At 64.5% G+C, this 25,537-nt stretch carries 24 protein-coding genes; 15 read left to right on the top strand and 9 right to left on the bottom strand.

The window, feature by feature from the left end; all coding sequences use genetic code 11:
* Positions 1–56 precede the first annotated feature (56 nt).
* From ABID58_RS22720 to ABID58_RS22710, 3 genes are all read left to right on the top strand, one after another.
* The gene (locus tag ABID58_RS22720; protein WP_354034762.1) at positions 57–1,268 is read left to right on the top strand and encodes an ABC transporter substrate-binding protein; all 1,212 of its coding nucleotides are present in this window, start codon (positions 57–59) and stop codon (positions 1,266–1,268) included.
* A 40-nt stretch (positions 1,269–1,308) separates the two neighbouring features.
* The gene (locus tag ABID58_RS22715) at positions 1,309–2,499 is read left to right on the top strand and encodes a CaiB/BaiF CoA transferase family protein (protein WP_354034760.1); all 1,191 of its coding nucleotides are present in this window, start codon (positions 1,309–1,311) and stop codon (positions 2,497–2,499) included.
* A gap of 316 nt (positions 2,500–2,815) precedes the next feature.
* Positions 2,816–4,387, top strand: coding sequence for a L,D-transpeptidase (locus tag ABID58_RS22710; RefSeq protein ID WP_354034758.1), 1,572 nt, complete (start codon positions 2,816–2,818; stop codon positions 4,385–4,387).
* Positions 4,388–4,418: 31 nt separating this feature from the next.
* Here the strand turns inward: ABID58_RS22710 and ABID58_RS22705 are convergent, their stop codons facing one another.
* The 5 genes from ABID58_RS22705 to ABID58_RS22685 all read right to left on the bottom strand — a co-directional run bounded on the left by ABID58_RS22705 (position 4,419) and on the right by ABID58_RS22685 (position 7,834).
* A complete protein-coding gene (locus ABID58_RS22705; protein WP_354034756.1) occupies positions 4,419–5,231 on the bottom strand; it encodes a class I SAM-dependent methyltransferase in 813 nt (270 codons plus the stop codon).
* Positions 5,232–5,299: 68 nt separating this feature from the next.
* The gene (locus ABID58_RS22700; protein ID WP_354034859.1) at positions 5,300–5,806 is read right to left on the bottom strand and encodes a DoxX family protein; all 507 of its coding nucleotides are present in this window, start codon (positions 5,804–5,806) and stop codon (positions 5,300–5,302) included.
* The gene (locus tag ABID58_RS22695; RefSeq protein WP_354034754.1) at positions 5,806–6,582 is read right to left on the bottom strand and encodes an HvfC/BufC N-terminal domain-containing protein; all 777 of its coding nucleotides are present in this window, start codon (positions 6,580–6,582) and stop codon (positions 5,806–5,808) included. The genes ABID58_RS22700 and ABID58_RS22695 overlap by 1 nt, the downstream gene beginning before the upstream one ends.
* A complete protein-coding gene (gene bufB / locus ABID58_RS22690; protein WP_354034752.1) occupies positions 6,572–7,489 on the bottom strand; it encodes an MNIO family bufferin maturase in 918 nt (305 codons plus the stop codon). Before bufB ends, ABID58_RS22695 begins: the two co-directional genes overlap by 11 nt.
* 39 nt (positions 7,490–7,528) lie before the next feature.
* Positions 7,529–7,834 (bottom strand): BufA1 family periplasmic bufferin-type metallophore, encoded by a 306-nt coding sequence (locus ABID58_RS22685; protein ID WP_354034750.1) that lies wholly within the window; start codon positions 7,832–7,834, stop codon positions 7,529–7,531.
* A 239-nt stretch (positions 7,835–8,073) separates the two neighbouring features.
* Between ABID58_RS22685 and ABID58_RS22680 the strand changes: the two genes are divergently transcribed.
* From ABID58_RS22680 to ABID58_RS22655, 6 genes are all read left to right on the top strand, one after another.
* Positions 8,074–10,161, top strand: coding sequence for an adenylate/guanylate cyclase domain-containing protein (locus ABID58_RS22680; RefSeq protein WP_354034748.1), 2,088 nt, complete (start codon positions 8,074–8,076; stop codon positions 10,159–10,161).
* A 173-nt stretch (positions 10,162–10,334) separates the two neighbouring features.
* Complete coding sequence (locus ABID58_RS22675; protein WP_354034747.1) at positions 10,335–11,174, top strand: shikimate dehydrogenase; 840 nt, start codon at positions 10,335–10,337, stop codon at positions 11,172–11,174.
* A gap of 22 nt (positions 11,175–11,196) precedes the next feature.
* On the top strand, positions 11,197–12,030 hold the full coding sequence (locus ABID58_RS22670) for an amidohydrolase family protein (RefSeq protein WP_354034746.1): 834 nt from the start codon (positions 11,197–11,199) through the stop codon (positions 12,028–12,030).
* Between the two features lie 27 nt (positions 12,031–12,057).
* The gene (locus tag ABID58_RS22665; protein ID WP_354034744.1) at positions 12,058–13,212 is read left to right on the top strand and encodes an ABC transporter substrate-binding protein; all 1,155 of its coding nucleotides are present in this window, start codon (positions 12,058–12,060) and stop codon (positions 13,210–13,212) included.
* 115 nt (positions 13,213–13,327) lie between these two features.
* Positions 13,328–13,912: a HutD/Ves family protein gene (locus ABID58_RS22660; RefSeq protein ID WP_354034742.1), complete on the top strand. Its 585-nt coding sequence runs from the start codon at positions 13,328–13,330 to the stop codon at positions 13,910–13,912.
* 115 nt (positions 13,913–14,027) lie between these two features.
* Positions 14,028–15,224 (top strand): adenylate/guanylate cyclase domain-containing protein, encoded by a 1,197-nt coding sequence (locus ABID58_RS22655; protein ID WP_354034740.1) that lies wholly within the window; start codon positions 14,028–14,030, stop codon positions 15,222–15,224.
* Here ABID58_RS22655 and ABID58_RS22650 read toward each other — a convergent pair.
* Positions 15,215–16,204 carry a LysR family transcriptional regulator gene (locus ABID58_RS22650; protein WP_354034739.1) on the bottom strand — a complete coding sequence of 330 codons (990 nt, stop codon included), beginning with the start codon at positions 16,202–16,204 and terminating at the stop codon, positions 15,215–15,217. The genes ABID58_RS22655 and ABID58_RS22650 overlap by 10 nt on opposite strands.
* Before the next feature lie 161 nt (positions 16,205–16,365).
* On the opposite strand from ABID58_RS22650, the gene ABID58_RS22645 reads away from it, so the two are divergent.
* From ABID58_RS22645 to ABID58_RS22625, 5 genes are all read left to right on the top strand, one after another.
* Complete coding sequence (locus ABID58_RS22645; protein WP_354034737.1) at positions 16,366–17,271, top strand: amino acid ABC transporter substrate-binding protein; 906 nt, start codon at positions 16,366–16,368, stop codon at positions 17,269–17,271.
* Positions 17,272–17,291: 20 nt separating this feature from the next.
* Positions 17,292–18,008: an amino acid ABC transporter permease gene (locus tag ABID58_RS22640; protein WP_354034735.1), complete on the top strand. Its 717-nt coding sequence runs from the start codon at positions 17,292–17,294 to the stop codon at positions 18,006–18,008.
* Between the two features lie 2 nt (positions 18,009–18,010).
* Entirely contained in the window at positions 18,011–18,670 is a 660-nt protein-coding gene (locus tag ABID58_RS22635; RefSeq protein WP_354034733.1) for an amino acid ABC transporter permease, read from the top strand.
* Entirely contained in the window at positions 18,667–19,833 is a 1,167-nt protein-coding gene (locus tag ABID58_RS22630) for an aminotransferase class V-fold PLP-dependent enzyme (RefSeq protein ID WP_354034732.1), read from the top strand. Before ABID58_RS22635 ends, ABID58_RS22630 begins: the two co-directional genes overlap by 4 nt.
* Before the next feature lie 103 nt (positions 19,834–19,936).
* On the top strand, positions 19,937–20,734 hold the full coding sequence (locus ABID58_RS22625) for an adenylate/guanylate cyclase domain-containing protein (protein WP_354034731.1): 798 nt from the start codon (positions 19,937–19,939) through the stop codon (positions 20,732–20,734).
* On the opposite strand, the gene ABID58_RS22620 is transcribed toward ABID58_RS22625, so the two are convergent.
* Together ABID58_RS22620 and ABID58_RS22615 are read right to left on the bottom strand one after the other, a co-directional pair.
* Complete coding sequence (locus tag ABID58_RS22620; protein WP_354034730.1) at positions 20,731–22,224, bottom strand: tetratricopeptide repeat protein; 1,494 nt, start codon at positions 22,222–22,224, stop codon at positions 20,731–20,733. The genes ABID58_RS22625 and ABID58_RS22620 overlap by 4 nt on opposite strands.
* Before the next feature lie 282 nt (positions 22,225–22,506).
* Positions 22,507–22,788 carry a DUF1127 domain-containing protein gene (locus tag ABID58_RS22615; protein WP_354034729.1) on the bottom strand — a complete coding sequence of 94 codons (282 nt, stop codon included), beginning with the start codon at positions 22,786–22,788 and terminating at the stop codon, positions 22,507–22,509.
* 178 nt (positions 22,789–22,966) lie between these two features.
* Between ABID58_RS22615 and ABID58_RS22610 the strand changes: the two genes are divergently transcribed.
* Entirely contained in the window at positions 22,967–23,425 is a 459-nt protein-coding gene (locus ABID58_RS22610; protein WP_354034728.1) for an MAPEG family protein, read from the top strand.
* Positions 23,426–23,428: 3 nt separating this feature from the next.
* Here the strand turns inward: ABID58_RS22610 and ABID58_RS22605 are convergent, their stop codons facing one another.
* A complete protein-coding gene (locus ABID58_RS22605; RefSeq protein WP_354034727.1) occupies positions 23,429–25,423 on the bottom strand; it encodes a BTAD domain-containing putative transcriptional regulator in 1,995 nt (664 codons plus the stop codon).
* Positions 25,424–25,537: the final 114 nt, after the last annotated feature.

Raw genomic sequence — 25,537 nt, 5'->3', positions numbered from 1 at the left:
CGCGGCCTTGCGAGCCCGCGCGTCGATGCACTCTGCCAGGGAAGGAGATGCCGCGCATGCCCGGCCACCAATTCAAGTTCATCGCCGGAGTCGTCGCTCTGCTTGCCGTCCTGAGCGCTGCTTCGGTCGCGACGGCCGGAAATTACGACACCGGCGCGACCGACACGGGCATCAAGCTCGGCCAGACCATGCCCTATTCGGGACCGGCCTCGGCCTATTCCGCGATCGGCCGCGCCGAGATCGCCTATTTCAAGATGCTCAACGACAAGGGCGGCATCAACGCCCGCAAGGTCGATCTTCTCAGCATGGACGACGCCTACTCGCCGGCGAAGACGGTCGAGCAGACGCGTCGTCTCGTCGAGAGCGACGAGGTCCTGGCGATGTTCTCGATGCTCGGCACCGGCCCGAACATCGCCGCGCAAAAATATCTCAACGTCAAGAAGGTGCCGCAGCTGTTCCCGTCGAGCGGCGCCAGCCGCTGGAACGATCCGCATCATTTTCCCTGGACCACCGGTTCGCAGCCGACTTACAGGACTGAAGGACGAATCTACGCCAAGTGGATTCTGGCGAACAAGCCCGACGCCAGGATCGCGGTGATCACGCCGAACGAGGATCCCGGCCGCGACTATCTCGCCGGCTTCAAGGAGGGGCTTGGCGAGCACGTCAGCCAGATCGTGTCGGAAGCGGTGTACGAGACGACGGATGCGACGGTCGACTCCCAGATCGTCAAATTCAAGGCCGCAGGCGCCGACGTTCTGTTCAACGAGTGCACGCCCAAATTCGCGGCTCAGGCGATCAAGAAGGTCGCCGAGCTCGGCTGGAAGCCGCAGATCATCGTTCCCGCCGTCTCCAATTCCGTCGGCTCCGTGCTGGCGCCGGCCGGGCTCGAGAATTCCGTCGGCATCGTCACCGGTGCCTTCCTGAAGGATCCCGGTGATCCGCGCTGGGAGAACGACGCCGGCATGAAAGCCTGGCGCGAATGGATGAAGACCTACAATTCCGGCGCTGATCCCGCCGATATCTTCAACGTCACCGGCTACACCATGGCGCAGATGATGGAGATGGTGCTGCAGCGTGCCGGCAACGATCTCACGCGCGCCAATTTGATGAAGCAGGCGCAGTCCTTTAGGGATGTCGAGCTGCCGATGCTGCTGCCCGGCATCAGGCTCAACACCTCGGCGGAGCAGGTGACGCCGATCCGCCAGTTGCAGATGGCGCGCTTCAACGGAAAATCCTGGGAGCTGTTCGGCGACGTTCTCGGCGAGTAGGCTCACCGTGAATGCTTCCTCCAACCACAGTGAAGAGACGATGGCACCGACCGGCCCCCTCAGCGGCATCCGCGTTCTCGATCTGACGAGCGTGCTGTTCGGACCCTATGCCGCGCAAATGCTCGGCGACTGGGGCGCCGACGTCATCAAGATCGAGCCGCCGTCGGGCGACACCTGGCGCTACACCGGCGTGTTCCGGAACCGCGGCATGAGCGGCCAGTTCATGGCGGTCAACCGCAACAAGCGCAGCCTCGCGCTCGATTTGAAGCATCCGGACGGCAAGGCGGCGCTGGCGAAGCTGATCCCGACGGTCGACGCGCTTGTCACCAATGTGCGCCCCGCAGCGATGGCGCGGCTCGGTTTCGGTTACGGCGACTGCGCCAAGCTCAATCCCCGGCTCATCTATGCCTCCGCGACCGGTTTTGGCCAGGACGGCCCTTGGGCAGCGCGGCCTGCCTTTGACGAGATCATCCAGGCGGCCTCAGGCCTCGCATCATCGATCGGATCTGACGAGCAGCCGGAATTCGTTCCGAGCCTGATCGGCGACAAGATCTGCGCCATGGCGATGGTTGGTGCGGTGTCGGCAGCCCTGTTCAGGCGCGAACGCACCGGACAAGGCCAGATGGTCGAGGTGCCGATGCTGGAGACAATCGCGGGCTTCAACAGCATCGAGATGCTGGGCGGACATGCGTTCGATCCGCCGATCGGCCCGGCCGGCTACAAGCGCATGAAGAACCGGCGTCCGGTGAAGACCAAGGACGGCTGGCTGACGATGCTGCCTTATTCGGGCGACAATTGGTGCGCCTTCTTCGAGGCCGTCGGCCGCCCCGAATTGAGCGACGAGCTCGGCGTGCGCGATCCCGTGCTGCGCTCGCAAAACATCGACAAGATCTACGACCGCATGAGCGAGATCGGACCGACCCGCACCACGGCGGAGTGGGAAGAATTGCTGCTGCGGCTGGACGTGCCGCACACCGCGTTTGCCCGGCTCACCGAGATCGGCGATCAGCCGCACCTCGCGGCTGTCGGACTGTTCGCGGATATCGATCACCCGACTGAGGGACGGATTCGGCAGGCGCGTCCGGCGACAAAATTCTCCGAAAGCCCGGCCGGCATCCATCGCATGGCGCCGCGCCTTGGCGAGCATTCGCGCGAGGTGTTGCGCGAAGCGGGTCTGAGCGACGCCGAGATCGAAGCGCTCGTTGCGAACAAGGCAGTTGGCGCGCCGTAGAGCGGGCGGGCCAACTGACGCCGAGCGCTACCGCTTGCTGGCGGCCGTCCTGGCGCAATTCTCTGTGATTCCGGTCACATTCCCTCCTGCCGCTTCAGGTGGACATTCTGCCGCAGAGCGCGTCCGCCAGCTCCAGGCCAGCCCCGGCCGCGGACCGCCCTTCCGCCCGCGCGGGCCGTCGTATATGAGAGCTTTGTCGCCGGAACCGACCGAAAATCGCCCGATACGGAACGGATGGTGGCTGCGATTTCTTAATCTAGAGATCGCAATCTGATCGATGATCGACGCAAGTGCGGACCGGCAACCGGGGAATGGCATGAAAGACCTGATGACGACGGCGCAATCCAATGGAGCGATGCGGCGTTGGGGGCCTCCCGGAATTGTGATGTTCGCGGTAGCGGTTGCGCTGTCTGCAATGATCCCGGACACCGTGGCGGCGAAGCAGCCGCGCCAGACCGCCGAGGCGGTGGCGCAGCGCGAGGCCGGCGAGCCGATCATGGCGATCGTATCGATCAAGAGCCAGCAGGTCACGTTCTACGATTCAGAGGGCTGGATTCTGCGCGCGCCGGTCTCGACCGGCACGACCGGGCGCGAGACGCCCGCCGGCGTCTTCGCCGTTATCGAGAAGGACAAGGACCACCACTCCACCATGTATGACGATGCCTGGATGCCGAACATGCAGCGCATCACCTGGAACGGCATCGCGCTGCATGGCGGGCCGCTGCCCGGCTACGCGGCCTCGCACGGCTGCGTGCGGATGCCCTTCCCCTTCGCCGAAGGCCTGTTCGACAAGACCAATATCGGCATGCGGGTGATCATCTCGCCGAACGACGCCGCTCCAGTCGATTTCTCGCATCCCTCGCTGTTCGTGCCGAGCAAGGAGGCCATCGCGGCGGCACCGAATCGTGCCGACAAGCTCTCCGCCCAGGCGGAGGAAGCCGCGAGCGCGGCTGATGACGCCAAGAAGGCCGCGACGGCAGCCGCGAAGGATGCGCAATCGCTTCCGGCATCGCTGCGCAAGCTCGAGCAGCAGAAGGCGCGCGCCGACGCCGACAACGCCTATGCCGACAAGCTGGTCGCGAATGCCAAGACTGATCAGGCCAAGGCAAAGGCCGACGAGCTGAAGCAGAAGGCCGCGACCAAGGCCGCGGATGCGGCAACTCAGCTGGACGCCGCCAAGGCCGCCGCGCAACCGAAGCGCGACGCGGTTGCCGCAACAAAGGATGCTGCCAAGGCGGCCGCGGCCAAGAAGGCTGAAGCCGTGAAGGCTGCGACCGACGCAAAGCTCGCGCTAGAGCCGGTATCGGTCTACATCAGCCGCTCGACGCAAAAGCTCTACGTGCGTCGCAATACCCACAAGCCGGCGCCCGACGGCGGCGGCGAGGTGTTCGACACCAGCATCGAGGTTCCCGTCACCATCCGCAATCCCGACCAGCCGCTCGGCACGCACATCTTCACGGCGATGGCGAAGAACGACACCGGCCTGCGCTGGAGCGTCGTCACCATCGACGAGGGCGACAGCGCCAGGGATGCGCTCGACCGCGTCACCATTCCGCAGGAGGTGTGGGATCGCATCGGGCCGACCGCATTGCCGCGCTCGTCGATCATCATCTCGGACGAGCCGCTGAGCGCCGAGACCAACTACCGCACCGAGTTCGTCGCGGTCCTGAGCAACCATCCGCAAGGCGGCTTCATCACACGCAAGCCGACCGCGCCGCCGATGGAGGTGGCCACCGACGATGGCTGGGGCGGCAACGGCTTTGGCGGCAATGGCTTCTTCTTCTTTGGGCAGCGCGATCCCACCCCGCAGCCGGTCAATCCGCGCCGCCGCGGCGGCCAGTACCAGTACTATCAATCGACGCAACCGGTGCAGCGGAGCTTTTGGTAGGCGCGCGGCCGGAGCGTAGCGGCTCGCGCCGTTACGGCCGGGCCGTGATCACCAGGGCCTGAATCCTGGCTTCGACCGGTCCGGAGCCGTGGCGTTTTCGGATGGCTTGCGCAACGGCATCGGTTGCGGCCTCGAGCTTGCTCGCATCTCTGGCCTCGATCTCGCCGCGCAGTGGCGTTCCCTGGCAGTAGGCGATCGCGACATATTCCGCCGAAGGCGCGCGGCTCATTGCTGTCAGCGTCTCTATCGAGATGTCCTTGAAGCCCGCGCGTTCGAGATCGGCCTTGATGACAGCCTTGTCGTGGTAGCCGTGCGGCGTCCGCGCCATGAACAGCGGCGGATTGTCGGGAAACATCCTGCCGAGCGTGATCGTCGCGTCGTCCGCGAACACATTGTCCTCGATACGGTCCCAGACACTGAACAGGTACGCGCCATCAGGCTTCAACACCCGCTTCGTTTCCGCATAGCCCTTGCTGCGATCCGGAAAGAACATGGCGCCGAACTGGCAGCAGACGACGTCGAACGCGGCATCGTCGAAGGGCAGCGCTAGCGCATCCGCCTGTCGCCAGGACATGCGGGGGTCATCGCCCTGACGCTGCTTCGCGACCGCGAGCATCGGTTCGTTGAGGTCGGTCGCGACATAGCGGACACTGGGAGGCAGCAGCGCCGCCACGGCCCGCGTGACGGCACCGGTGCCGGCGGCGATCTCGAGCAAGTCCGAGGGCAACAGCGCCGCGATGCGCCGGGCAAGGTCGTCGGCATAGAAGGAGAAGATCAGCGGCACCAGATATTCGTCGTACAGCTTTGGGACCGAACCGGCGAAAACCTTGTCAGTGCTGGACATGGATGCCTCGCTGAAGGTTCAGCTATAACGGCCAGGATAACACAGACTGGCCGCCCTGGCCGCTCCCATCACCCGGGCGAGAGTGCCCGGCCGATCAAATGATCCAGCGAGACGCGTCCGGGTCCGTAGGCCATGATGCCGAGGGCCATTGCGGCCCAGGTGATGTGCACCGGCCAGCCGTCGGGCACGGTGAGCTCGACGATCACTGTCATGAACAGCAGCCCGAGGGCTGCGAACCGTGTGCCGAGGCCGAGGACCAGCAGGATCGGGAACGTGATCTCGCCGCACCCCGACAGGAAGGCCATCACCGCCGGCGCGGGATAGTGATAGGGGCCGCCCGGCAAATGCAGCATGAATTCGTCGGTGAACAGCGACACCGCGGTGTCGTTCAGCTTGAGGAAGCCGCCCCATTTGAGGATGCCGGAGCGCCAGAACGGCACCGCCAGCGCCAGCCGCAGCACGAGCTGGACCAGCGAGGGCGCAGCAATCGTCTGCACCAGACGATTGGCGTTGTCGACGAGACGCCCCAGTGGCGGCAGGCTTCCTTCGGCCGACATGCGTTGGTCCGTGATCATCATGCGTCTCCGAAGGCGATTGACGTGAATGCGCCGGCTTCGATCAGACCTGCGATGTTGGTGGCGATGTCGAAGTCGGGCGAGGCGTCCAGCGCCGATGCCGCAGCCTCGCCGAACGGCCGCCCCTCCGTCAGGGAGGTTGCGAACACCGCCCCGCCGGGAGGCAGGTGCCGCACGATGACATCGAAGCCGGGCCGCGTGATCAGCGCGTCTTCCGGTGTTGAGGCGTCGATGCGGCTCACGGGCGCGCTATCGCGGTTGGCGGCAAAGATCGTCACGGCGGAAAATTCAGCGCGCACGACCCGCGCTGCCGGGTGCGGTGTGAGAACGAGGTCGGCCAGTCGATCCGGTGCGACCGCCGCGAGTTGCGCCGGCGCCAGCGGCGTTGCGTCGCGCGCGTGATAGGCGTCGAGCCAGGCTCGTTCGATCCGGGCGACATCGGCGAGCCAGGGCACGGTTTGCGCGTGCTCATATCGTGCAATGAAGTCCGGAAAGCCGCGGCCATATTCGAACAGCAACGGCGAGGTCGGCGGGCTGCCGCGAACATGGGAGCGCGCCATCGCGCGGAAGAAGTCAGGGCCGATGATGCGTTGCACCGCCGGATAGATCGCAGCGAGCGCGTCGATCAGGCTCACCGTGACATTGTTGCGATAGACGTCGTAGCGCTTTCCGGCGGCCTTGCCGTTCGGGCCGGTTACGATCCGAGGCGCGTCGCGCGTCGGATCGAGCAGCGCCGGCGCGAACGCCGCGGCAAACGAGATCGGCTCAGGCGGCATGACGATCCTCCGCGGGCTTGGCGGTCCCGCAGCGATCGAGGATCGCCTGTGCAGCGGCGGCTTCCGCTTGCAGAACCGGCCAATCAGGAATCTTACTGTCCCACTCGATCAGCGTCGGCACCGGGCCGCAGCGTTCGATGACGATCTCGTAGAGCTTCCACACCGCGTCCGCGACCGGACCGTCATGGCTGTCGATCAGGAGTGGCTCGCCGTCATCGTCCGCCTGCTCGTCGTGCCCGGCAAGGTGGATTTCGCCAATGCGCGACAGCGGAAAATCAGCGAGATAGTCGAGCGCCGAAAAGCCGTGATTGGTCGCGGACACGAAGACGTTGTTGATATCGAGCAGCAGGCCGCATCCCGTGCGCTCCGCAACGCTGCGGATGAAATCGGTCTCGCTCATGGTCGTTTCCGTGAAAGCGAGATAGGTCGACGGGTTTTCCAGCAGGATCGGACGCCGGATCGCCTCCTGCATCTCGTCGATGTGAGCGCAGACGTGGCGCAGCGTCGCCTCGGTGTAGGGCAGCGGCAGCAGATCGTTGAAGAAGCTGCTCTCATGCGTCGACCAGGCCAGATGTTCGGACACCATCGCCGGCTGGTAGCGCGCCACCAGGCCGCGGAAGCGGGCCAGATGCGCCTTGTCGAGCGGCTGCGGCCCGCCGATCGACATGCAGACGCCATGCAGCGACAGCGGATGGTCGCGGCGGATTGCGTCCAGGGCGCGGTGCGGCGGCCCTCCCGCGCCCATGTAATTCTCGGCATGAACTTCGAAGAAGCCGCGTTGCGGGCCATCCGCGAGGATCGCCTTGAGATGCTCGTGCTTGAAACTGGTGCCGGCGATGCCGCCGATCGGAGACGGAAAGCGGAGGGGCGTGGATGTGGACGGGCCGGGCCCGATCGCTAGTGTCATGTCGCTCCTCCGCTTTCCCTGTTTGGCGATGTGCTGGTGTCAGACCGGCTTGAGCGAGCCCTTCTTGCCGTTCGGCAGGTCGATGCTGGTGCACGTGCCGCCCTGCACGAACTTCCACGCATTGCCCTGGAAATCGGTGGTCGAGGTGCCCTGGCAGGTGGTGCCCGGTCCGGCCGCGCAATCGTTCTGGCCCTTCAGCGCAACGCCGAAGCACTTTTCCTTCTTGGCGGCGATTGCCGCATCGGCCTCGGCCTTGGTCAGCGGAGCGGCGGCGGCGAGAGTGGCGAGCGCGGTCGACATGGCGCCGGCGAGAACGAGCGTGGTGACGGCAAGTTTGGCAGACATGGTATTCTCCTTTTCGGGATAGCATCGCTTGGCAAGCGAAGAGCGCATTGTCGGGTTCGTCACGTACGCAGCTCGTGTTACGCATAGAGCTGCTCACGAGTCCGTGAGCGTGTCCGCGAGACGGTTGGTTGGAAGGCGGTGGGTGGTGCCTGCCACAGGTAACGAACGCAGGCGCGCCACGTAGAGCGATAGCAGGAGATATGGCCGGGTCGCGGCCCTGCCGGAGAACGGAACCCACGATGAACGTTGATCCCGGACGGCACTTTCACGCGCTCGCCAGGCTGACGGTCAGCATCCGCCTTGCGGTCTCGGCGCTGGTGTTGACCGCGATCCTGCTGACCGCCGCCTTGTCCAGCCTGCTGTGGTGGCGGACGGCGGAAGCAACCAGTCGGCAACTGGCCGCGACCATCAACGAGCAGATCGTGGCAGCGGTCCGCAAGGAGGTCGCGGCCATCGTCGACGAGGCACGCGCCGCCCATACCGCCATCCGCACGCTGTTTTTGCAGAACGTGCTCGACACCCGCGAGGCCGACAAGCGCGAGTTCGTGTTCCTGTCGCAACTGCAATCGCAGGCGACGATCTCCTCGGTTGCCTTCGGCTGGCCGGACGGCTCGTTCTTTGCCGCTCACAAGCTCGGCGACCGCCGTTTGGAGATGATGGAGATCTCGCTGACCGATCATCCCGGCCAGCGCCGGATCGATGAATATGACGTTGTGCCCGGCGACATCGAATTCGCCAATCGCCGCTTCGAGCCGACCGAATTTCGCGTCGCCGACCTCGCCTGGTTCAAGACCGGCCTCGCAGCGGAGGAGCCGCAATGGTTCAGGGTCTCGAACCATCCGACCGGCGAGCGGCCGTCGATTGCCTTTGCGGGTCCGATCGACGTTTACCAGGAACGGCAGGGCGTGCTTGCGATCATTATCGAATACACCAGGATCGCGCGTTTCCTCTCCCAGCTCGAGGTCGGCCGTACCGGCGCGGCTTTCATCTTCGATGGCAGTGGCGAACTCGTGGCCGCGCCGGACATGGATGCCGACGAATTGCATTCAGCGCGTGAAGAGCAGAAGCTGTTGCCATTGGCGCGGCTGGCGCTGGCCCAGGCCGGCGACCAGGGCCGCAAGGAGGCGTGGCGAAGCCGGCTCGCCTCGCACGGCGCGGCCTACGAAGTCGCGCTGACGCCGTTGCCGTTCCCGGGCTGGTCGCTTGCAACCGTCATCCCCGAGGCCGAATTTCTCGGACCTGTCGAGACGACGCTGCGGCGGCTGATCGTCGGTCTTGCCGTCGGCGCGGTGCTTGCGGCCTTGGTGTCGGCGATGCTGGCACGTTCGGTGATTGCCGCGCCGCTGACGCGCGTGGTCGGCGAGCTCCGTCATGTCGAAGCCTTTGCGCTGGAGAAGGTTCGTCGGCACCCGTCGCGGCTCAAGGAGATCACGAGCCTGTCGGGTGCGATCGCCGAGATGGCGGCCGGTCTCTCCGCCTTTCGCAAATTCATCCCGGCAGATCTCGTTCGCTCGCTGCTACGACAGGGTGTCGAAGCGAAACCCGGCGGCACGATTCAGGAGCTCAGCGTGATGTTCATCGACATCGCCGGCTTCACCGGATTATCCGAGCGCATGGGCGATCGCATCGTGCCGCTGTTGTCGGGCTATCTCGACGCCGCCTCGGAAGTCATCGTCGCCGATGGCGGCACCATCGACAAGTTCATCGGCGACGCCGTCATGGCATTCTGGGGCGCGCCGCAGCCGCAGGCCGATCATGCGCTGCGCTGCTGTCGCGCCGCGCTCGGCTGCCGCAGGGCGATCGAGGCGTCGGGCCTTTCCGACGATTCCGGCCAGCCGCTCCAGATTCGGATCGGAATCAATTCCGGCCGCATGCTGGTCGGCAACATCGGCTCGGAACTGCGCCTGAACTACACCGTGATCGGCGATGCCGTGAATGTCGCAAGCCGCCTCGAGGGCGCCAACAAGTCTTACGGCACGCAAATCCTGATTGGCGAGGCGACCGAACGCCTCGCACGCGGCGCCATCGTCACGCGGGAAATTGACAGCGTCGCGGTTTACGGGCGGGAGGAGGGTTTCTCGGTCTACGAATTGATCGGACTTGCCGGGGAAGGCGACGGCACGACCGGATGGATTGCGGACTATGAGCGCGGCCTTGCCAATTATCGCGCGCGCTGGTTTGCCGCCGCGCTCGCCGATTTCGAAGCCGTGCTGAATGAGCGCGGCCATGATCGCCCGGCAGAATTGATGCGGGACCGTTGCCGGCAGTTCGCGACTGTCGCGCCCGACACGTCGTGGCGGCCGGTCGCCGCGCTGACGACAAAATAGCCGGGAGGCGAGGACCGGCGACCGTCCGAAATGCGCGCGGCTTTCGCGTTCTCCCTTCACCGGCTCCGAGATTCAGATTGCGCGCGATAGCCATTCCGCTTAATAGAATTGGACAAATGACCAAATAACATGGTCGCGCGCCGAAGGGCGCTGGTCGGGACGGGACGCGCAGCATGTCGCAGGACGGTTTTGGGCTGGCGGGGGTCATCGGCATGCCGGTCGCGCAGTCGCGCTCGCCGGTCATTCACAATTACTGGCTGAAGGCGCACGGCATCCGCGGCTCCTACGTCCCGCTCGCCGTGAAGCCGGAGCGGCTCGAGGATGCGCTGGACGGGCTGATCGCGCTCGGGTTCCGCGGCTGCAACGTCACCATGCCGCACAAGCAGACGGCAATGCCGATGCTCGACCGCGTCAACGAGACCGCCAGGCGCATCGGCGCCGTCAACACCATCGTCGTCGAAGCCGACGGCACGCTGTCCGGCTTCAACAATGACGGCAACGGTTTTGTCCAGAGCCTGCGCGACGCCAGGGCCGACTGGCGCGGCGATGCCGGGCCGATCCTGCTGCTGGGCGCGGGCGGCGCCTCGCGCGCGGTGGTCGTAGCGCTGCTGGAGAACGGCGCGCGCGAGATCCGCATCGCCAACCGCACGGCGGAGAAGGCGCAGGCGATCGCGACCGAATTCGGCTCCGCCGTCAGCGCCGTTCCGTGGGACGATCGCGCCGCGGCGCTCAGTGATGTCGCGCTGCTCGTCAACTGCACCGATCGCGGCATGGTCGGCAAAAGCGCGCTCGAGATCGATCTGTCGCGGCTGAAGTCAACGACACTCGCCGCCGATCTCATCTACACGCCGCTCGAGACGCCGTTCCTGGCTAATGCCCGCGCCCGCGGCTGCGTCACGGTGAACGGGCTCGGCCTGCTGCTCAACCAGGCGCGGCTCGCCTTCAAGGCCTGGTTCGGCGTCATGCCTGATGTGACGCCCGAGCTGATCAAGGCCATCGAGGCCACGTTCTGAACCGCGCGGGGAGCTTTGCGCCATGACCTTGCCGGCGGGCCCCAAGATCGACTGCCACATCCACGCGCTCGATCCCGTGCGCTTTCCGTACGGCGCCGATACGCCGTACCGGCCAAGCGGGCAGGAGATCGCGCCGGCCGCGCAGCTCATCCGCGTGTTCGATGCCTTTGATGTCCGCCACGCGCTCGTCGTCGCCACCAATACCGGCTATGGCAGCGACAGCCACATCCTGCTCGACACCTTGAGGCAGGGCGGCGGCCGCCTCAAGGGCGTCGCCGTGGTCGAGAACGACGTCGATATCCGCGAATTGGAACGATTGAAGGCGGCCGGCGTGATCGGCGTCGCCTTCAACGTGCCGTTCCACGGCGCCGACTATTATCGCAACACTGCCCCGCTGCTGGAGAGGCTGACGAGCCTCGGCCTGTTCCTCCAGATCCAGGTCGAGAACGATCAGCTGCTCGACCTGCTGCCGCTGATCGACAAATCGCCGGTGCGCCTGGTGTTCGATCATTGCGGCCGACCGTCGGTCGCGCAAGGCTTGCAAGGCAAGGCCTTCCAGGCGCTGCTCACGATCGGCCGCGAGCGCGACGCGCATATCAAGCTCTCCGGCTATTACAAGTTCTCCGAGCTGCCGCATCCTTATGAGGACATTTGGCCGTTCATCGCCGCGCTGGTTGAGGCTTTCACGCTCGATCGCTGCGTTTGGGGCTCCGACTATCCGTTCCTGCGCGCCGCGGAAAGGCTCGACTACGGGCCGCTGCTCGCGGTGCTGACAAAGCTGTTTCCGGATCCGGGCGACCGGCATCGCCTGCTGTGGCGGACGCCGGCGAAACTGCTCGGCTTCGACGGATCATAGAAAAGAAAGCAAAACGGGGAGGACATCATGAGACATCTTGCAGGAACGCTCGTCATCGCCTTGGCGGCATCGCTCGCGGCGGGAGCGGCCCGCGCGCAGAGCACGGTCTACATCCCCGATGTCATCGAGCTGTCCGGCCCCGGCGCCGTCTCCGGCACCAACTGGCGCGACGGCGTCGCGCTCGCGGTCGACGAGATCAATGCTGCCGGCGGCATTCTGGGCCGCAAGATCCAGACCGAGCATCTCGATACCCAGAGCAACCCCGGCATCTCGCGCGCGCAGGTGCAGAAGGTGCTGGACAAGGATCCCTATGTCGTGCTCGGGCCGATCTATTCCGGCTCGGTCAAGGTCAACATGGCACTGACGCAACAGGCCGAGATCCCGCAGATCGTCGGCGCCGAGGCCGCCGACATCACGACGCAGGGCAACCCCTGGGTGTTCCGCACCGCCTTCGGCCAGCAATTCTCCATGCCGAAGATCGCCAATTACCTGCACGACAAGCTGAAGGTGAAGAGCGTCGCGGTGGTCTGGGTCAACAATGATTTCGGCAAGGGCGGCCACGACAATTTCGTGAAGGAGATGAAGGCGCACAATATCGAGGTATCGGCCGATATCTCGACCGAGCAGGGCCAGGTCGATTTCGGCTCGGATGTCATCAAGCTCAAGAGCGCCAAGGCCGACGCCGTGTTCGTCTACACCAACGAGGAGGAGAGCGCGCGCTTCCTGATCGAGGCCAAGCGGCAGGGCCTGTCGACGCCTCTGTTCGGCGAGACGACGCTGCTCAGCCAGAAGGTGGTCGAGCTCGCCGGCCCCGCCGCCAACGGTGTGCGCGGCCATGTTGGTCTCAGTGCGGACGCGCCGGTACCGGCGATCGAGGCTTTCGCGAAGAAGTTTTCCGCACGCTTCAAATATCTGCCCGATCACAACGGCATCAAGGGCTACACTGCGGTCTATCTCGTCAAATACGTCACCGAGAAAATCGGCAAGTTCGACAGCAAGGCGTTTGGCGCGGCGATGAAGGGTCTGACGCTGACGCCCGACAAGGCGCCGGGCATGCTGATGGAAGCAAGCTGGGACCAGAACGGCGACATCGACCGCGCCAGCTTTCTCGCCGAGATCGTCGACGGCAAGCAGAAGATCGTCGAGACATTGCCGAAGCTGAACGGCGGCAAGAGCGAGTGAGGCGCGCGGCATCTCCCCAACGTCGTCCTGGCTTTCGCCTGGACGACGGCGCGATTTGAGGCCTGCGGCAATCGTGATATCGGTCTGCTCGCCCTTTTCGGACGAGCTGAAAAACATGAAAACCACGCTGCTGAAATCCGAAAACTATACCCGCTCGCCCTGGAAGAACGGCGGCGGCATCTTTACCGATATCGCGGATGCGCATCGGCCGGGCGCGGCGGTGAAGGATTGGGACAGCCTGCTGTGGCGCTTTGCCGCCACGCCGATCGTGGCGCCCGGGCCGTTCTCCCACATGGCGGGCATCGACCGCCTGCAGATGGTGGTCGGCGGGCGCGGGCTGGTGCTGAAAGCGCCGGGGCAGGAGTTCGATGAGCGCGAGCCGTTCACGACCGTGCGCTTCACCGGCGAGCTCGCGATCGTCACCGCGCTCGAGGCCGGTCCGGTCGAGGTCGTTAATCTGATGGCGCGGCGTGGCGCGGCGGAGATCGAGCTCGGGGCGCTCAGGGCGCCCGGCGAACGGCCATTGCCCGCGGGGACGCATTTGCTCTACGCCGCGCGCGGCGACTGCAGCATCCGTCTCGGCGGTCAGGATTTTCCGATTTCGCACGAAAACACGTTGAAGGTCGAATTGACCGAAGCCTCGACGCTCGCGCTGGTTTCGGGGCTGGCCGTCCTGGGGTCGATCGAAATCATCGGCTGAACGGCGATCCTGCCCACCAGGGCGATGCGCACAATCCGTGCAACTGGCTAGGTTGACGCGGCGGCGCCGGAACACGATATGTCGGGGACGAAGACCGCCGTCCAGAGGCAGATGAATGAGCGCGCCGCGAAACGATGAATTAATCCATTCCGGCAGCGACGCTGTCGTCGACTGGCTGACCAATGGCACGCGCGACCAGCGCTTCATCGACAATATCTTTGCCGAGATGTGCATCCGCCTCCAGCAGGCCGGCATTCCGCTCAAGCGGTCGACGCTTCATGTCATGATCCAGCACCCGCAATGGCTGGGGGCCCGTATCATGTGGTCCGACGGCATGCGCGAGGCCGAGATCACGCGGGTTGATTTCGATGTCAGGGGACGCTCCGAATATATCGGCAGCCCCGCCAACGAAATGTTCGACGGTGCAACCGAAGTGCGCGAGAATCTCGAACGGGATCCGGCGCTCGGCCGCAAGCACGCGCTCTATGACGAGATGCGGGCCAAGGGCCTGACCGATTATGTGGCCTGGCCGCTCTATCATACGCTCGGCAAGCGGCATCTCGTCACGTTCTCGACCGACCGTCCCGGTGGCTTCGACGACGCCCATGTCGCCGCACTGAGGAAGGTGTTGCCAGTGCTGGCGCTGGTCAGCGAGATCCGCGTCAAGAATCGCCTGGCGCGGACGCTGCTGGAGACCTATGTCGGCGCCCATGCCGGTGAGCTGATCCTCGCCGGCGCCACGCGGCGCGGCACCGGCACGACGGTGCGCGCCGCGATCATGATCTGCGACTTGCGCGATTTCACGAAGATCTCCGACAACTGGCCGCGCGACGACGTCATCGATCTTCTCAACGATTATTTCGACGCGATGTCCGAGCCGATCGCGCGCCATGGCGGCGAGATCCTGAAATTCATCGGCGACGGCCTGCTCGCCATCTTTCCGCTTCATGAGCCCAACGCCTGCGCCAATCTGCTGCGTGCGGTGGCCGAGGCGCGCGAGGCCATGGTCGCGCTGAACGAGCGCAACAAGGCGACCAGCCGCGCGCCGCTGAACTACGGCATCGGCGTCCATGTCGGCGACGTCATGTACGGCAATATCGGCTCGACCAGCCGGCTCGACTTCACCGTGATCGGTCCCGCGGTCAACATGGCCTCGCGGCTCGAGGCGCTCACCAAGCAGATCGGCAAGCCGGTGCTGCTGTCGCGCGATTTTGCCGAGCTGGTGACGCCGGAGTTCGAGCTCGAGCGGGTCGGCCAGCACGCCGTGCGCGGTTTCAGCGAGCCGATCGAGCTGTTCGCGTTTCACGGATGAGGATGCGCGATGCGGTCCCTCTGTGCGGCCGAAGCAAGCTCCGGGAGTCCGACGACCGACCGTGCCGCCACAAGATGTGACCAGAGGTCTTCCGCACGCCGGCTGAGGCGTCGCTGCGGCCGATAGATCCGGATGTCGAGATCGACATCCAGGTCCGGCAGCCCCGTGCGGACGAGACGGCCGCGGAGGATGTCTTGGTGGGTCGTGGTCAGCGGCAGCCAGGCGACGCCGAGCCCGGACAACGCCATCGATCGCAGCCCATCGGCCAGCGAGTTCTCATAGATGCGATTGAGCTGGGGCAGGTCGGTCGCCTCAGCGAGCTTCTGGTCGACGGCCCAGCCGAGCGAGCACTCGCTGCTATAACCGAGATAGGAAACCGACCGACGCGGCTCCGGCGCCAGATCATGGAGGGGCTGCTTGTCGCCGTCGACGGCTGACAGCGGCACGAGCTTCTCTTGGCCAATGGTCAGCCACTGACACCGCGAGATCGACAGCGTCTTTCCGCCGGCCGAATTCAGCCCGCTGGCCTGATCCATGTAACAGACGACGAAATCGACAGCGCCGTCGTCGAAGGCGTCACAGCATCCGGGAAGGTTGTCGGACAGGATCGTCAGCCGCGTCGATCCGATCGTTGCCTGGATTTGCGGCAGCCACTTTGGAAAGAACGTCACGGATAGCAGGTGAGGCGCGGCAAAGCGCACGCTCCTGGTTGCTTGATCCTGGTCCTCCCTCAGGGCGCGCCGGGTGGCATTGAGCCGCCCGATCACGTCGTTCGCCGTGGCCAGCAATTGTGTCCCTGCATCGGTCAGCTCGATCGGGGATTTGCGGCGGTCGAGCAAGGCTGAGCCTGCCCAGTTTTCGAGCGATTGCAGCCGGCGGCTCAGTCCGGACTGACTGACATTCCGCAGCTCGGCGGCACGCGTCAGGTTCTTGGTCTCCGCCACAGCGGCCAGATCCTCAAGCCAGCGGACATCGAGCATGATTGGTGCCTTCTCGCGATCTCTCGTGGCACGCACCATAGCCGGTTTCCGCCGCTCGGCCGATGCAAATTCCGCATCAACTCCGCGCGCATTCGCATTGGAAATGTCCGGCATCGGCGCAGTAGCGTCCTGCCGGGCAGACGGGCTGGAAGGGACATCCGATGAGACTGGGCAAATTCGGCATCGCGACAATGGCATCGATCGCGATGATAGCGTGCCTGGTCACGGCGGCTTCGGCGGAGCCGCTCCCCGTACAGCAAGGGCCCGGCAACAGCGTCATTCTCAAGCGCATCCTGGAGCGTGGTGCGATCAACATCGGCCATCGCGAGGCCTCAGTGCCGTTCTCCTACATCAGCGATGAGCAAAAGGTGGAAGGATATTCGATCGATCTCTGCATGAAGGTGGTCGATGCCGTGAGGCAGCGGCTGAACAAGCCCGATCTCAAGGTGACGTTCACGCCGATCAACGTGACCAACCGGATCCCGCTGGTGGCCAACGGAACGATCGATCTCGAATGCGGCACCACCTCGAATTTCCTGACACGCCAGGAACAGGTCGAGTTCTCGCCGATCTTCTACGTAACAGGCACGCAGTTGCTCGTGAAAGCGGCATCCGCGACCAGGGAGATCGAAGATCTCAAGGGCAGGCGCGTTGCCGCGCTGCAGGGTTCGTCGAACGAGGCCGCGGTCCGCAAGCTCAATGACGAGAAGGCGCTCGGCGTCCAGCTGGTCTATGTGAAGGATCTTCTCGAGGGTGCGCTCCTGGTCGAGAACGACCGTGTCGACGCGTTCGTCGCTGACGGTGTACAGATCAAGGTCTATGCCGCCACCAAGGCGAAGCCGGCGGGCTCGCTCGCTGTCGTTGGTCGCCTGCTCACCTACGACCCCTATAGCGCGATGATGCAGCGTGGCGATCAGGATTTCGCCTTGCTGGTGCGGGGCGCCTTCGCCGATGCGTTCCGGTCGGGAGAAGCCGAGAAGACCTATGCCAGATGGTTCGACCCACTGGGCCTGAAAATCGAGGGCGAGCTGCTCGCCGCCTTCCGGGTTCAGGCCCTGCCGCGCTGAATAGTCCGGGCAGGCACGCGATGCAATATCGCTGGAACTGGAGCATTCTGTTCGTTGAGCCGTATTTCGGATGGCTCCTCGCCGGCGTGACATGGACGCTTCTCGTTGCGGGCGCGGCATGGATCATCGCGCTCGCAATTGGCTGCACCGTCGGCGTGCTGAGCACGCTACCGAGCCGGACCGCGCGCCTCATCGCGACGGCCTATGTGGATTTGTTCCGCAACATCCCCCTGCTGCTCCAGCTGTTCCTCTGGTACTTCGTGCTGCCGGAGCTGTTGCCGGGATCGTTCGGACTTTGGATCAAGCGCGACCTGCCGATGCCCGAATACTGGTTCTCCGTGGCTGGGCTCGGCTGCTTCACGGCTGCGCGCGTCGCCGAGCAGGTCCGCGCCGGCATCGAATCGATCGGCGCTGGGCAGCGCATGGCAGCCGCTGCGATGGGCTTCACCGTCGCGCAGGCCTATCGCTACATTCTTCTGCCCCTCGCGGCGCGCAACGTGCTGCCGCCATTGACGTCGGAAGCGCTCAACATCATCAAGAATTCGTCGCTCGCCTTGACTATCGGGGTGCTGGAGCTGACGGGCCAGAGCCGCCAGATCGAGGCGAGCACGTTCCAGGGGATCGAGGCTCTGACGGCCGCGACCGTCATCTATGTCATGCTGACGCTCTGCGTCATCGTCGCGATGCGCGCCGTCGAAAGGCGGGTCTCTATCCCCGGCACTCTGGGGCGAGGCTGACCGTGCGAAACCTCGACTGGAGCGCCTTGGTTCACGCCTTGCCATTCCTTTGGCAGGGACTGCAGACGAGCTTTGTCCTGGTGGCGCTCGCGATGGCGGGCGGCATCTTGCTCGGGACCATGATCGCGGTTGTGCGCCTGTCGGCACCACGGCCCGTTGCCGCGCTCGCTGCCGGCTATGTCAACGGGTTGCGCTCGATTCCGCTGATCATGGTGATCTTCTGGTTCTATCTGCTGGTGCCGCTGTTCATCGGGCGGCCGGTCGGAGCGTTCACGTCCGCACTCATCGCATTCACCCTGTTCGAGGCCGCCTATTATTCCGAGATCATGCGCGCCGGCATCAACGGCATCTCCCGGGGACAGATGGCCGCGGCGCTGGCGATCGGCATGACCGGGATGCAGGCCTATCGCTACGTGGTCCTGCCGCAAGCCTTGCGCCGCATGGCGCCCATCCTGCTCACGCAGAGCATTGCCCTGTTTCAGGACAGCTCGCTGGTCTACGTCATCGGTCTCCATGATTTCATGACGTCGATCGGCATCGTGGCCAACCGGGAGGCGCGCTTGATCGAATTCTATCTGTTCGCGGCCCTGGTCTACTTCGCGATCTGCTTCTCGGCATCTCGCGCGGTGAAGCGGCTTCAGCACCGGATGGTCACCGCATGACGAGCGCCCATCTGAATGCCGCGGGTGCCGGTCTGATGCCCGAGAGCGTGGTTGCGGCGATCAAGTCCCACCTCGATCTCGAGGCCCGGCGCGGCGTGCACTGGGCGGCGGCCGATGCGAGACACGCCATTGAAGAGACGCGTATCCTGGCAGGCCGTCTGACGGGCGTCGCCCCGACGCATCTTGCCTTCGGCGAGCAGGCGAGCCGACTCTGGGCACTTGCCTTTGCATCGATGCCGCTCAAGCGTGGAGATCGCATCCTGATCGCGCGGAACGATTGGGGCGGCAATATCGTGAATGCCGTGCGGCGCGCGGCTGCGGCCGGAGCGGAGGTGGTCAGGCTGCCCATGACCGGACAGGGGCGGATCGACATCGAGCAGGCCGCTGCGCTGGTCGATGAGCGTACGGTCGCGATCTGCGCATCGGCGGTTGCCAGCAGTTTTGGATTGCGCCAGCCGGTCGAAGCGCTTGGCTCGATTGCGCGGCCGGACGCCTGCCTTTATTTCATCGACGGCGCGCAAGCCGTCGGTCAGTTCGAGTTGACGCTGCCTGGGGCATCTTCCGACGTCATGGTCGCGCCGGGACGGAAGTGGCTCCGAGGTGGTCGCGGGCAGGCCATGATGGCGCTGTCGGATCGGGCGCTGCGCCGTCTGGTCGAGCCGATCATCGTCGACCAGAGCGCCGGCACCTGGTGCCCGGATGACCGCTTCCTGCCGCTGGAGGATGCGCGGCGCTTCGAGGCATGGGAGTTCTGCGCTGCCGGCCGTCTCGGCTTGCGGGCATCTTTCCAGGAGCTCGATCGTATCGGCATTGCGAACGTTCGTGCGGGCAACGACGAGAAGCTGCGCCGGTTGGGCGCGAACCTGCGTGACATCCCCGGACTCACGGTGTTCGAGGACGAAGATGCCGGCGCGGCATTCCTGACGTTCCAACATGCGTCTCTGCCCGCTAACAGGATTGTGGAGGAATTGGCCATGCGCGGCATCGCGGTCGCGTCTGTGGGTCTCGATCATGCCAGATGGGAGCTCGAGGCGCGTGGCCTCGAGAGGATCGTACGCGTGGCGCCTCACATCTACTCGTCGGACGATGATATCGGGCGGTTCACCGAAGAGCTTGGGCGTCTTGCGATCCGGGCAGATCTGGATCGCGGGCGTTCCGCTTGAGATAGAAAAACCTTCGATTGGGAGTCCTGTTGCCAACGCAGGAACGTCCGACTACGTTTGACACCCAGTCCGCCCAAACGGTCTTTGCATCGGCCGCACGTTCATGCCCAAATTCCTTCGCATCGGCCTGCATCAGTCGAACGTGTCAGGATACACCTCAAAAGCTTGGTGTGTGCGGCGGGTCGGCTCGGCAGTGTTCCTGAAATGGGGTGCCGTGGAGGTGCAGGGCGCCGGCAAGGGACGCAAGGTTTACTGGACGCGTCTGCCGCAGGAGAAAACGATCCGCTGCGGCACGGTCGAGCGCGCCCAGGACTATACCAAATCCGCGATCGCGCGACGGCGCAGCCACGACTATGAGCCGCTGACGGGCGCTATCTCGGCCCGGCGCAAATCCGCCAACGGGAGTGCCGATCTCAAGCAGGCGCTCGCCACGATCCTGATCGTCGACATCGTCGGCTCCACCGCAAAAGCCGCCAAGCTCGGCGATGCGCGCTGGACCAAGGTGATCGGCCTCTATTACGCGGCGGTCCGCAAAGAGCTGAAATCTTCGCGCGGCAAGGAAGTCGTGACGACCGGCGACGGCGTGCTCGCGACCTTCAAGGCACCGGCCGCCGGCATCAATTGCGCAACCGCGATTCGGGAGGCCGTGCGCACGCTCGGGCTTGATATCAGGGTGGGCTTGCACGCAGGCGAATACACGATCAGCGGCGGCGAGATGGTCGGCCTCGCCTTCCACATCTGCACCCGCGTCGCCGCCAAGGCGCGCGCCGGCGAAGTCCTGGTCTCACGTGCGGTGAAGGATCTGCTCGCGGCACAATCCCAGATCCGCCTCAGGGATCACGGCAGCCACCAGCTCAAGGGCGTGCCGGCGCGGTGGCGGCTGTATCGGGTTGAAGGTTAGGCAGGCGCGAGGGGAGGTGCCGGCGCGTCATTCGTTTTGTCGTGGCTGCGCCGCGCGGACACCAGAGCCTCCAGCTCGCCGCGAACGCCTTCCACGACACTGGCCCAGTCGCCTCGCTTCGGCTGCCTGAACAGTCGCATCGACTGATACCATGGGCTGTTGTCTCGGTTGAGCAGCCAGCGCCAATCCGGGTTGAAGGGCAACATGGTCCAGACCGGCGCGCCGAGCGCGCCGGTGAGGTGAACCACGCTGGTGTCGACCGAGATCACCAGATCGAGACAAGACACCAGCGCCGCCGTCTCGCTGAAATCCGTCAGATGGTCCGTCAGGTCGATGATGTCCTTGCGCTCGTCGAGGAACGCGCGATCCTGGTCCCGCACACCCTTTTGCAAGGAGACGAACTGGACATCGCAATCCAGCAGAGGCGCAAGCGTGCGCAGGGCGATCGACCGGTTGTGATCGTTCTTGTGACCTGGATCTCCCGACCAGACCAGACCGACGCGGAAGCGCGTGCGCGGACCAAGCCGGTCTTCAAGCCGATCCTCCCACGTCGTCACGCGCGCCGCCGCCGGCGCAGGCAGGAAGCCTTGCGCGAACGGGATCGTGCCGAGCCGCGTCCCGAACGCCAGCGGCAGGCTTCCAAGCGGGCAGTGCAGGTCGAACGCCATCGACGTCACAGACGATCGATCGACACAATGTGCAACGCCGGGCAGGGCGGCCAGTAACCGCTGCACCGCAGGCTTCACCTCCAGGATGACCTTAGCGCCGAGCGCGGCCACGAAGGGCACATAGCGCGCAAACTGAATCGAGTCGCCCAGGGCCTCGTCGGCGTGAAGCAAGATGGTCTTGCCTTCGAGCGGCTGGTCACGCAGCCAAAGGGCTTGCGAGAATCCGCAATCGGCGAGGCCGAGCGACGACGCCTTCCAGCGCGCCTCGCGTCCCGCCAGGCCCCGCGCGAAATCTCCAGTCAGCATCTGCAGCAGCGCGAGATTCCAGATCGTGTCCGCGTTGCCGGGCTCGAGGGCCAGCGATTGGTGAAAGGCCGCGAAAGCCTCGTCCAGCAATTGCAGGCTCCACAGCGCCCGCGCCTTTTCGTTGAGCGCTGCGGGAAAATTCGGACGAAGCGCCAGCGCGCGATCGAAGCTGGCAAAGGCCTGCTCCATCCGGCCAAATCGCGCATGAAGCGAGCCGAGGTTCTTGTGCGTCTCGGCCTCGCTGGGGTTGAGCGCAATCGACCGCTCGAAGTCGGCCTGCGCCTCCTCGAACCGGCCCAGCCGCTGCAGGCAAAGCCCGCGCGTCTGATACAGCGGTGCGACGTCAGGATTGAGCCTCGCGAATGCGTTGAAATAGTCCAGGGCTTCGGCATACCGGCCGAGATTGAACAGCGCGTGGCCCTGTTTCGCGGCCTCGAGGCTCCTGGCGATCGCCAGATTCTGCGGCGTGATCCTCTCGGATTGCTTGGCCGCGGCCCGGCGTTCTTGGCGGTTCATGAGGTGACCAGAAAAGCTGTGCTTGCGGGTCTGCCGAGCGCGATCGGAGAGTCCCGTTGCAGCAGTTTCTGGTGCGAAGCTGGTGCGAGGCTGACGCGGAGTGGACATTCCGTGCCGAGATGCTCTCTCCACCGTCATTGCGAGGAGCCCTTGCGACGAAGCAATCCAGAATCTTCCCGGGGAAGGACTCTGGATTGCTTCGCTGCGCTCGCAATGACGAAGTATGAGGAAGCGCGAGGCAGTCCGCGATATCACCGCAACCCAATGATCGCCGATCCTGTTCTATCGGCGCTGGAGCAGCACGGCTTCCCAGAAAAACCGCGATGCTTCGGCGTGCGCTTCGTGCACGCCGATGCCGATGTCGTGGAGAAGCTCGGGCTTGTCCCTGAGGTCCGCGCGCAGCTCTGTCCTGAAGCGAGAGCGCTGCCACCATGTGGCGGGCAGGCTGAGGATCGCGCGGATGCGGAGGCCGTTATCGCCTGACGCCGACCCCGTTGCCGGTGTGACCGTCGCCCGATCGGGAACGGTGGCTTGCGCATTTGTCTGCAAAGCTTGCGATCGCATGTCAGAACTCTCCAAATCTCATTGACGGTCGCCGCGTGCAATAAGCCGCCGCCGTCGTTGCCGGCGTCAGTCAGGCGTCAAAGGAGCGTTATTTTTGCTTGGAGGGCCGTGACGCACTGGCGCGACGCGGTCGGGCATGTAGTATGGAAGCGCCGGAGGGGGAGCCAAATTGGACGGAATGAGTCTTCACGATCCCCTTTTCGCCACCTATGTCGTTGCTGCCAGCCTGATGATCTTGAAGGCCGTTGCGATGTCCTGGTTGACCGTGTTCCGGATGGTGAGAGCCCAGGGGGGCTACCGTTCGCCGGAGGACATCAAGAAGACACCAATGAATCCTGCGCCCGATCCAGCGCAGCTTCTTCCCAACGAAGGTGTCGAGCGGATCCGCCGGATCCAGATGAACGATGTCGAGAACCTGCCGTACTTCCTGGTCGCGGGCTTTCTCTACGTCCTCACGCAGCCGTCGCTGCTTCTCGCGCAATGGCTGCTCTACGGCTACGTTGCCTCACGCCTGCTCCATTTCGTGGCCTATTTCACCGCGCAAATTCACGACATTCGCGCAATTCTGTGGACCATTGGTTCGCTCATCCTGGTCTTCATGACCGTTCGCACGCTTCTCGCAGCACTCGGCGCGTGAGGCTCAGTCGGCCACCCCGGCTAGCTGCTGGGCCGAAAGATAGCGTTCAAGCACCTCGTGTTGCTTGAAAAAGCGCATGGCACGCAGATCGCGGATCGTGGTTTTTTGCGCCGCATCGCGAATCCGAGTGACCTCGCGAGCTTCTTCCAGGCGGCCGGAACCGACCAGGTTGGCCGCCAACATACGATGGCCGGTGCCGTTGCTCGGATTGTGTCGAACCGACTTCCGTGCCCAGGCGATGCCCTCCTCGTGCTGTCCGAGGGCGAAATAGGATGCTGTCAATCCCGTCATCCACAAATGCAGCATCCTGTCGTCGGGACTAAGCGCCAGGGACCGATGCAGGCATGCGAGGGCGTTCGCATAATCGCCTCCCATGGTGTCAATCATCCCGAGCACACCCCATGCGAAGGCCGAACTGGGATTGAGCCTTGCGGCTTCCGAGGCGTGAATACGTCCCTGATCGTCGGCGCCGGCCGGCCCAAACAGCGTGAAGCCATAGACTGCGTGAGCGAAGGCGTCCTCGGCATCCTGCTCGACGGCGCGACGTGCCAGGCCGAGCGCCTCGGCCGCGGCATCTGAGGATGTGTTGGCGCCGAGCGGCGGGGCCATGACGAGCCCCCAGGCCAGCGCCGCCAGCGTCGCCGTTCGCTCCTGATCGAGGCCCAGAGACTGCCGAAGCAGCTCGATGGCCTTGATGACACCTTCACGGGTGCCGGTCCACAAATGGTGAAGTCCACGCAGGTAGAGATCATAGGCCGATAGATCGGTTGGCGGTTTGCGGCGTGCTCGTTCGATTTCGGCGCTCCGAACGACGGGAGCGACGACTGCAGCAACGCTACTGCTGACGTCGTCCTGCAGATCGAATATATCGACGAGGGGACGGTCATAGCGATTGGACCAGACTTGGGCTTCGCTGCCGGTATGAGTGAGCTCGGCCGACACGCGAATGCGGTTGCCCGCTTTACGTATATGGCCGCTCAGGATGTATTGAACACCGAGCTGTTGCGCAATCTGCCGGCTGGTCATTCCCTTGTCCCGAAAGACAAAGCTCGATCCGGCGGCAATCACCACCAGTTCGCGAAAGCGCGATAGAGCGGTGATGATGTCTGCAGTGATGCCATCGGCAAAGTATTCCTGTTCGGTGTCACCGCCCATGTTCTGGAACGGAAGCACCGCTACGGAGGGCCTGTCGTTGCCAATCATGTGCTCGGCTTGTTCTGCCGCGATTTCCCCCATTGCCGGGGCCGTCTTCTGCTCCTGGACTTTGCGCAGCTCTGCAGCGAGCGAGTTGGTCGCAACATCGGGCCCGGTGCCAAGCTCTTGCTTCAGCAGGGCTACGACGGCCTGGTAGTATTTGAGTGCTTCGGCGTTGCGGCCAGCCGCCGACAACGCGCGCATGATCAGGCGGTGCGCATCCTCGCGCAGGCTGTTGAGCGCATTGGCACGCTGGCCGGCGAGGAGGGCATGGCCGGCACGCTCCTGTGTCAGTTCAGACTCGCCGAGGGCGACCAGGGCGCCAACAGCGAGCTCCGACAGCCGCTCGCGTTCGCCGGCCAGCCAATCGCGCCAGCCTTCCTCGCTGACGCCGATGTCATCAACGAGAGGCCCACGATAGAGATCTGTCGCCGCACTCAGCGCCTCGCGGCTGTCCTTCGCGACCAGCTCCTCAAATCGCCGTACGTCGCAGATGACCACTGCGGCGTTCAACGAGATGAACTCGCCATCGCTCCTGAGAGCGCCCTGACCAAGAACCTGGCGGAGCTTGAACAGCGCCTGCCGAAGATTTTGCTTCGCCTGCGCGTCGAAGTGAGATCCCCACAGCAGGGTCGAGAGTCTCTCCCGGTATTGAGGCTGAGGTGCCGTGCAAGCCAGATAGGCCAGCAATCCCGCGAGCTTCTTGTTGGGCAAGCTGACCACGCCATTCGGCCCGGTCAGCTCGAAACGCCCCAGTAGCGAGAGAGTAAAGCTTGGGCCGGGCGCAGACGCAGTTTCAGTCATTCCGCCTCAAAATTGAGCAGGCATGCTCGCAGGTATACATCCTACACGAGTTGCCAACTTTGCGAACAATATTAACGCCGTAATGACGATTGAATAACGCCCGCGACGACGCCG

Origin of the sequence: Bradyrhizobium sp. S3.2.6, from assembly GCF_040546885.1 — a bacterium.
GTDB lineage: Bacteria > Pseudomonadota > Alphaproteobacteria > Rhizobiales > Xanthobacteraceae > Bradyrhizobium > Bradyrhizobium cytisi.
This window is presented reverse-complemented; position numbering and strand designations above follow the sequence as displayed.

Bases quoted from the DNA above. Each gene is read 5' to 3' on its own strand.
- ABID58_RS22720 (WP_354034762.1), top strand. From the start codon at position 57: ATGCCCGGCCACCAATTCAAGTTCATCGCCGGAGTCGTCGCTCTGCTT.
- ABID58_RS22715 (WP_354034760.1), top strand. From the start codon at position 1,309: ATGGCACCGACCGGCCCCCTCAGCGGCATCCGCGTTCTCGATCTGACG.
- ABID58_RS22710 (WP_354034758.1), top strand. From the start codon at position 2,816: ATGAAAGACCTGATGACGACGGCGCAATCCAATGGAGCGATGCGGCGT.
- ABID58_RS22705 (WP_354034756.1), bottom strand. From the start codon at position 5,231: ATGTCCAGCACTGACAAGGTTTTCGCCGGTTCGGTCCCAAAGCTGTAC.
- ABID58_RS22700 (WP_354034859.1), bottom strand. From the start codon at position 5,806: ATGATCACGGACCAACGCATGTCGGCCGAAGGAAGCCTGCCGCCACTG.
- ABID58_RS22695 (WP_354034754.1), bottom strand. From the start codon at position 6,582: ATGCCGCCTGAGCCGATCTCGTTTGCCGCGGCGTTCGCGCCGGCGCTG.
- bufB (WP_354034752.1), bottom strand. From the start codon at position 7,489: ATGACACTAGCGATCGGGCCCGGCCCGTCCACATCCACGCCCCTCCGC.
- ABID58_RS22685 (WP_354034750.1), bottom strand. From the start codon at position 7,834: ATGTCTGCCAAACTTGCCGTCACCACGCTCGTTCTCGCCGGCGCCATG.
- ABID58_RS22680 (WP_354034748.1), top strand. From the start codon at position 8,074: ATGAACGTTGATCCCGGACGGCACTTTCACGCGCTCGCCAGGCTGACG.
- ABID58_RS22675 (WP_354034747.1), top strand. From the start codon at position 10,335: ATGTCGCAGGACGGTTTTGGGCTGGCGGGGGTCATCGGCATGCCGGTC.
- ABID58_RS22670 (WP_354034746.1), top strand. From the start codon at position 11,197: ATGACCTTGCCGGCGGGCCCCAAGATCGACTGCCACATCCACGCGCTC.
- ABID58_RS22665 (WP_354034744.1), top strand. From the start codon at position 12,058: ATGAGACATCTTGCAGGAACGCTCGTCATCGCCTTGGCGGCATCGCTC.
- ABID58_RS22660 (WP_354034742.1), top strand. From the start codon at position 13,328: ATGAAAACCACGCTGCTGAAATCCGAAAACTATACCCGCTCGCCCTGG.
- ABID58_RS22655 (WP_354034740.1), top strand. From the start codon at position 14,028: ATGAGCGCGCCGCGAAACGATGAATTAATCCATTCCGGCAGCGACGCT.
- ABID58_RS22650 (WP_354034739.1), bottom strand. From the start codon at position 16,204: ATGCTCGATGTCCGCTGGCTTGAGGATCTGGCCGCTGTGGCGGAGACC.
- ABID58_RS22645 (WP_354034737.1), top strand. From the start codon at position 16,366: ATGAGACTGGGCAAATTCGGCATCGCGACAATGGCATCGATCGCGATG.
- ABID58_RS22640 (WP_354034735.1), top strand. From the start codon at position 17,292: ATGCAATATCGCTGGAACTGGAGCATTCTGTTCGTTGAGCCGTATTTC.
- ABID58_RS22630 (WP_354034732.1), top strand. From the start codon at position 18,667: ATGACGAGCGCCCATCTGAATGCCGCGGGTGCCGGTCTGATGCCCGAG.
- ABID58_RS22625 (WP_354034731.1), top strand. From the start codon at position 19,937: ATGCCCAAATTCCTTCGCATCGGCCTGCATCAGTCGAACGTGTCAGGA.
- ABID58_RS22620 (WP_354034730.1), bottom strand. From the start codon at position 22,224: ATGAACCGCCAAGAACGCCGGGCCGCGGCCAAGCAATCCGAGAGGATC.
- ABID58_RS22615 (WP_354034729.1), bottom strand. From the start codon at position 22,788: ATGCGATCGCAAGCTTTGCAGACAAATGCGCAAGCCACCGTTCCCGAT.
- ABID58_RS22610 (WP_354034728.1), top strand. From the start codon at position 22,967: ATGAGTCTTCACGATCCCCTTTTCGCCACCTATGTCGTTGCTGCCAGC.
- ABID58_RS22605 (WP_354034727.1), bottom strand. From the start codon at position 25,423: ATGACTGAAACTGCGTCTGCGCCCGGCCCAAGCTTTACTCTCTCGCTA.